Source organism: uncultured Aureimonas sp., from assembly GCF_913775355.1.
Taxonomy (GTDB): domain Bacteria; phylum Pseudomonadota; class Alphaproteobacteria; order Rhizobiales; family Rhizobiaceae; genus Aureimonas.
Genome location: NZ_CAJYIU010000084.1, coordinates 1 through 5,242 on the forward strand (window position 1 = coordinate 1; position 5,242 = coordinate 5,242).

A 5,242-nucleotide genomic window follows, 5' to 3' on the forward strand; every position below is an offset into this window, starting at 1 on the left:
ATCTGCACGGCAACCGTGGTGCGCGGCAGCTGCATCAGCGACAGGATGCCTTCCTGCATGCGCGCGCCGCCCGAGGCAGGGAAGATGACCAGCGGGCATTTCACGGCCAGCGCGCGCTCGAAGGCCTTGATGATCGCTTCACCCGCGGCAATGCCGAGCGACCCGCCCATGAAGTTGAATTCGTGCACGACCGCAACGAGCTTGACGCCCTTGACCGAGCCCACACCGGCAAGGATCGTGTCCTCGAGCTCGGTCTTGGCGCGGCTGTCACGCAAGCGGTCGGTGTATTTCTTGGAGTCGCGGAACTTCAGCGGATCCTGCGCCACCTTGGGCTGGGGCAGGGCGTCGTAGACACCGTCGTCGAACAGGTCCTTCAACCGTGCCTTAGCCGGCATCTTCATATGAAAGCCGGAGGCGGGGATGACCCACTTGTTCTCCTCAAGATCGCGATGGAAGACCATCTCGCCGGTTTCCGGGCATTTGATCCAGAGATTGTCCGGCACCTCGCGGCGACCGAGCATCGAATTGATCTTCGGGCGGACGTAATTGGTGATCCAGTTCACGGGAGCCTGGTCCTTCGAAACACGTGCGGCGGGCGCGGCGCTGCGGCGGCCCGGCCTTCGACTGCTAGATGGCGGCCTTTTCAGGCGGCCGCAAGGCGGGCGTCCCGAAGGCCGCCGGCGAGATCGCGCACCAGCGCGGTGACGGCCTCGACCATGGCCGGCGTCCCGCCGTCCTGCGCCGCCTCGATCGCGGCGACGAGCGCCGAGCCGACCACGACGCCGTCGGCGTGACGGCCGATCGCGCGCGCCTGCTCGGCCGTGCGTACGCCGAAGCCGACGCAGACCGGCAGCGGCGTCTTCGCCTTGATGCGTCCGACGGCGGCCGCGACGGCGGTGGTGTCCGGCGCAGCCGAACCGGTGATGCCGTTGACGGAGACGTAATAGACGAAGCCGGACGTGTTCTTCAGGACCGCCGGCAGGCGCCGCTCGTCGGTGGTCGGCGTCGCCAAGCGAATGAAGTTGAGGCCGCCCTCGATCGCGGGAAGGCAAAGCTCGCCGTCCATCTCGGGCGGCAGGTCGACGACGATCAGGCCGTCGACGCCGGCATCCTTCGCGTCAGCGACGAAGCGCTCGACACCGTAGATGAAGACCGGGTTGTAGTAGCCCATCAGGATGATCGGCGTCGCATCGTCCTCCTGGCGGAAGGCGCGCACCGTGTCGAGCGTGCGGCCGAGCGTCTCGCCGGCCTGCAGGGCACGCAGGCCCGCCCGTTGGATCGCCGGGCCATCGGCCATCGGGTCGGAGAAGGGCATGCCGAGCTCGATGAGGTCGGCGCCGGCACCGGGCAGCGCGCGCAGGACCTCCAGCGTCGTGCCGGCATCGGGGTCGCCCGCCATGATGAAGGTGACGAGCGCCGGGCGACCTTCCGCCGTCAGTGCCTCGAAGCGCGTCTCGATGCGTGTCGTCATGGTGTGCCCCGGCCGTTCGTCATGCAGATGCGATACAGGCGTCGGCGATCCATCTCAAGGTCGGCGCATCGGCCATCACGGCTTGGCCCGTGATCGCCGGCACCTCGTAGGGATGAAGCGCGCGGATCGCGCCGGCCACCGGCTCGAAGAGGTCGGCGCGCGTCTTCAGGACCAGCACGACCTCTCGCGCGCTCTCCAGCGCGCCGTTCCAGCGGTAGCGGCTCTCGACCGGCGCGGACAGCTGCGCGCAGGCGACAAGCCGCCGGCCGAGCAGGCTGTCGGCGATCTCGCGCGCCGTCGCCTCGTCGGGACAGGCGACGGTGACGTCGAGAGCGCCATGAAGCGTCACATCTCGAGGCCCATCCGGGCCGCGATCGTGTTGACGTCCTTGTCGCCGCGGCCCGACAGGCAGAGCACGATCGACTGCTCGCGGCCCATGGTCTTCGCGAGCTTCCCGACATGGGCGAGACCGTGGGCGGACTCCAGCGCCGGGATGATGCCCTCGAGACGCGTGCAAAGGTGGAAGGCGTCGACCGCCTCTTCGTCGGTCACCGGCACGTAGGTGACGCGGCCGGTGTCGCGCAGCCAGGAGTGCTCGGGGCCGACGCCGGGATAGTCGAGGCCGGCCGAGATCGAATGGCCTTCCATGATCTGCCCGGCGGCATCCTGCAGGAGGTAGGTGCGGTTGCCGTGGAGGACGCCCGGCCGGCCGCCGCTCATCGAGGATGCGTGGCCGTTCTCGATGTGGATGCCGTGGCCGCCGGCTTCCGCGCCGTAGATCGCGACGGACGGATCGTCGAGGAAGGCGCGGAACATGCCGATGGCATTGGAGCCGCCGCCGACGCAGGCGACCACCGCGTCGGGCAGCGCGCCGGTCTCGTCCAGCATCTGCTGGCGCGTCTCGTCGCCGATCACCTGCTGGAAGTCGCGCACCATGGCGGGGTAGGGATGCGGGCCGGCGGCCGTGCCGATGAGGTAGTAGGTGTCGGCGACGTTGGTGACCCAGTCGCGCAGCGCCTCGTTCATCGCGTCCTTCAGCGTGCCGGCGCCCGCCGTCACCGCCCGCACCTCGGCGCCGAGCAGCTTCATGCGGAAGACGTTCGGCTTCTGGCGCTCGACGTCGGTGGCGCCCATGAAGACGACGCAGGGCATGCCGAAGCGTGCGCAGACGGTGGCGGTCGCAACGCCATGCTGGCCGGCGCCCGTCTCGGCGATGATGCGCGTCTTGCCCATGCGGCGGGCGAGCAGGATCTGGCCGAGGCAGTTGTTGATCTTGTGCGAGCCGGTGTGGTTCAGCTCCTCGCGCTTGAAGTAGACGCGGGCGCCGCCGAAATGCTCGGTCAGCCGCTCGGCGAAGTAGAGCGGGCTGGGGCGGCCGGTGTAGTGCGTCTGCAGGTCGCCGAGCTGGGCGCGGAAGGCCGGGTCGGTCTTGGCCGTGCGGTAGGCGTCCTCGAGGTCGAGAATGATCGGCATCAGCGTTTCGGCGACGAAACGGCCGCCGAACTGGCCGAACAGACCGTCCTCGTCGGGCCCCATGCGGAAGGAGTTCGGGGTCGGGATCTCGGTCATGCGAACCTGCGCTTTTCTTCGTGGTGGGGGAGCGGGCCGGCCTCGACGGCCGCTTCGAAAGCATCGAACAGGCGGTGGATGAGGCCGTCGTCCTTGACACCCGGCTCGCGCTCGACGCCCGACGAGACGTCGAGCCCGCGCGGCGCGACGCGCCGCACGGCCGCCTCGATCGTGTCCGGATTGATGCCGCCCGACAGGGTGAAGTCGCGGGTCTCGAGGGCGTCGAGGAGGCCCCAGTCGAAGGACACGCCGTTGCCGCCGGGAATGTTCGAAGCTTTGGGCGCACGCGCGTCGAGAAGGATGCGGTCGGCGACGGGCCGGAAGCGCTCGATCTCCTCGAGATCCCCCGCCGAGGCCACGGGGATCGCCTTCATCACGGTCGCCCCGGTCAGCGCCTGCACCGCGGCGACGCGCGCCGCCGTCTCGGACCCATGCAACTGGATCACGTCGGGGCGGACGCGGGTGGCGAGCCGCTTCAGGAACTCGTCGTCGGCATCGACGGTGACGACCGTCACCAGCGCCCGGCCGCCGACATGGGCGCGCAGGCGGATCATGTCCTCGACCGAGAGATGGCGCGGGCTGCGCTCGAAATGGACGAAGCCCACCTCCGAACAGCCGCGCGCGAGCACCGTGTCGATATGGCCTTCGGTCTTGAGGCCGCAGATCTTGATATGCGGGCGGGTCACGCTGGTAGACGCTTTCGGATGCGGAAACGACGATTCAACAGGCACTTATCGCGCCGGAGACCCCGCGGTGTAAAGCGCTTGGACCCTCCGGCTCAGGGTTCGAAGTCGAAGGCATGTAATTCCGAGCCCTGTTCCTTCAACCAGCGCCGCCCGGCCTCGGTTTCCGGGCAGAGGCTGCGGCACAGGGTCCAGAAGGCCAGTGCATGGTTCATCTCGCGAAAATGCGCCACTTCGTGGGCGGCGAGATAATCGAGGACGGCCGGCGGCGCCATCACGATGCGCCAGGAGAAGGCGAGCCGGCGGTCGGCGGTGCACGAGCCCCAGCGGCTGGTCGTGTCCTTCAGCGTCAGCGAGCGCGGCAGGAGCTCGACCGTCGCGGCGTGGCGATCGACCGCCGCCTGCAGGTCGCGTCGCGCCTCCCGCTTCAGGACGTCGCGCACGCGGCGCGAAAGGTGCGGCAACTCGCCGCCGACGCGCAGGGTCGCCTCCCCTCCGCCCGTCTCGAAGCGCGCGGTGCGGCAGGCCGGATCGTGCAGGAGCCGATGGGGGACGCCGCGCACCGGCAGGAGCATTCCAGGCGCGACGCGCACGCGGCCGGGCGCCATCGACAGGCGCTCCTCGGCCCAGCCGCGATGGCGGTCGAGGAAGGCGAGAACCGTTCGGGCAGGGGTGCGGCGCGGCACAGTGAGGCGCAGCGCGCCGCCGCCGGGCGCCAGCCGCATGATGATGCGCCGCGCGGTCGGGTGCTCGCGGACCTCGAGGCGCACCGGCCGGTCGCCGAGAACCAGCGTCTCGGGCAGGGCGGGCCTCGTCCCGCGTCCCGTCAGCCGATCCAGGAGTCCTCGTGTCATCGCCCGCCGCTTCGCATCGTCCCGAACGGCTTCATACGCCGCACCCGGCGCGTCCGGCAACGCCCACGAAAAAGGCCGCCGGCACAATGCCGGCGGCCCGATCGGACGAAAGCTCGCGGATGCTCAGCGAACGTCGACGAACTCGGCGTCGACCACGTCGCCCTTGCGCTTGCGCGTGGTCATGAAGCGATCGAACTCCTCCTGGTCCTTGGCGCGGCGAAGCTCGCGCGCATAGGCCTCGAAGTCGGCGCTCATGCGGTGGAGCTTGGCGCGCTCCTCGTCGAGACGCTTCAGCTCGGCCTCGCGCCAGTCGTCGAAGGCGACGTTGCCGGTGCGCTCGGCCGCGAACGGCATGCGCGCGCCCGAGCGGCGGAAGGTCGCGGCGACGCTGTCGGTCGCCCGGCCGACGTCGCGGCGGAAGACCTCTAGGCGGTCGCCCCAGAGAATGTAGGCGATCATGGCCAGGCCCAGCGGCCAGTACACGATGAAGCCCAGAACCATCAGCGCAATCGTGGCCGGCGTCCAGGCGGGACGGATCAAAGCTTGTGACGTCATGTCGGTGTCCATCAACCAGTGCCCATGGGAAGCGGGCGAGGATCCCGCTTCATGACATGGTGACGGATTTCTTTCGCTTCAACGCAAGACGACGTGAGACGTCAGCGACC

General features: G+C 69.4%; 7 protein-coding genes. All 7 read right to left on the reverse strand.

Annotation, left to right across the window (positions count from 1 at the left end; genetic code table 11):
- The coding region (locus QZ753_RS05940) for an acetyl-CoA carboxylase carboxyltransferase subunit beta (RefSeq protein ID WP_294641857.1) at nucleotides 1-563 on the reverse strand (563 nt) is incomplete at its 3' end.
- A gap of 80 nt (nucleotides 564-643) precedes the next feature.
- Nucleotides 644-1,471 (reverse strand): tryptophan synthase subunit alpha, encoded by an 828-nt coding sequence (gene trpA / locus QZ753_RS05945; RefSeq protein ID WP_294641859.1) that lies wholly within the window; start codon nucleotides 1,469-1,471, stop codon nucleotides 644-646.
- A gap of 19 nt (nucleotides 1,472-1,490) precedes the next feature.
- Nucleotides 1,491-1,820 carry a divalent-cation tolerance protein CutA gene (gene cutA / locus QZ753_RS05950; protein ID WP_294641861.1) on the reverse strand — a complete coding sequence of 110 codons (330 nt, stop codon included), beginning with the start codon at nucleotides 1,818-1,820 and terminating at the stop codon, nucleotides 1,491-1,493.
- Nucleotides 1,817-3,040 (reverse strand): tryptophan synthase subunit beta, encoded by a 1,224-nt coding sequence (gene trpB / locus QZ753_RS05955; RefSeq protein ID WP_294641863.1) that lies wholly within the window; start codon nucleotides 3,038-3,040, stop codon nucleotides 1,817-1,819. The genes cutA and trpB overlap by 4 nt, the downstream gene beginning before the upstream one ends.
- Nucleotides 3,037-3,726, reverse strand: a complete 690-nt coding sequence (locus tag QZ753_RS05960; protein WP_294641865.1) for a phosphoribosylanthranilate isomerase — start codon at nucleotides 3,724-3,726, stop codon at nucleotides 3,037-3,039. Before QZ753_RS05960 ends, trpB begins: the two co-directional genes overlap by 4 nt.
- Nucleotides 3,727-3,818: 92 nt before the next feature.
- Nucleotides 3,819-4,577, reverse strand: coding sequence for a M48 family metallopeptidase (locus tag QZ753_RS05965; RefSeq protein ID WP_294641867.1), 759 nt, complete (start codon nucleotides 4,575-4,577; stop codon nucleotides 3,819-3,821).
- A gap of 123 nt (nucleotides 4,578-4,700) precedes the next feature.
- The gene (locus tag QZ753_RS05970; protein WP_294641870.1) at nucleotides 4,701-5,132 is read right to left on the reverse strand and encodes a DUF2852 domain-containing protein; all 432 of its coding nucleotides are present in this window, start codon (nucleotides 5,130-5,132) and stop codon (nucleotides 4,701-4,703) included.
- Between the last annotated feature and the right edge of the window lie 110 nt (nucleotides 5,133-5,242).

Excerpts from the sequence above, each read along its gene's own strand:
- QZ753_RS05970 (WP_294641870.1), bottom strand. The coding sequence starts at position 5,132 with ATGACGTCACAAGCTTTGATCCGTCCCGCCTGGACGCCGGCCACGATT.
- trpB (WP_294641863.1), bottom strand. The coding sequence starts at position 3,040 with ATGACCGAGATCCCGACCCCGAACTCCTTCCGCATGGGGCCCGACGAG.
- QZ753_RS05965 (WP_294641867.1), bottom strand. The coding sequence starts at position 4,577 with ATGACACGAGGACTCCTGGATCGGCTGACGGGACGCGGGACGAGGCCC.
- trpA (WP_294641859.1), bottom strand. The coding sequence starts at position 1,471 with ATGACGACACGCATCGAGACGCGCTTCGAGGCACTGACGGCGGAAGGT.